The sequence below is a fragment of the Desertibacillus haloalkaliphilus genome (assembly GCF_019039105.1).
GTDB lineage: Bacteria > Bacillota > Bacilli > Bacillales > KJ1-10-99 > Desertibacillus > Desertibacillus haloalkaliphilus.
In genome coordinates, this window is sequence record NZ_JAHPIV010000056.1 from 1 (window position 1) to 646 (window position 646).

Consider the following 646-nt stretch of genomic DNA (forward strand, 5'->3'; position numbering starts at 1 on the left):
CGTAAAGTAGAAACCGTTAAAAAATACTTACAGGAGAAAGGTCATCAAGTGGAAATAGTCGTTATGGATATGAGTCATAGCTTTAAATCAGCTGTGAAAAAAGCTCTTGGAAAGCCGATCATCATCGCGGACCGGTTCCATTTTTGTCGTTATATTTATTGGGCATTAGAAAAGGTTCGTAGACAAGCTCAAAAAGGATTTCACGATTATGATAGGAAGAAATGTAAGCAAATGAAACATGTCTTTAATAAGCGAAAGAGAGATTTATCGAAGAAGCAACAGTGGTATTTAGAGAGGTACCTTTCCATGTCTGAGGAGCTGAAACAAGCTTACGAGCTTAAAGAAGCTTATTGTGAATGGTTTGAAATGGCCAAGAAAAAAGGACCTACAGATATGATTTCCGTCAAAGAAGGTCTTTATAAGTATTATGAGAAGGTTGAGGGTTCTGGTATTGATGCGTTTCGTTCTGCCATCAAAACATTTAAAAATTGGCAGCCAGAAATCTTCAATAGCTTTGCGTTTGGTTATTCAAATGGTTTTGTGGAAGGGTTGAACAATCAAACAAAGGTGATTAAGCGTAATGCATTTGGGTTCCGCAGGTATGATCGTTTTCGGATGAGGGTTTTACTCCATCATCAATGGAAAG

Annotated in this window: 1 protein-coding gene; it reads left to right on the forward strand. The window is 37.6% G+C overall.

Going from position 1 to position 646, the window contains the following annotated elements; genetic code table 11:
* Nucleotides 1-646, forward strand: a 646-nt coding sequence (locus KH400_RS20810) for an ISL3 family transposase (RefSeq protein ID WP_217227909.1), incomplete at both ends; no start/stop codon positions are given.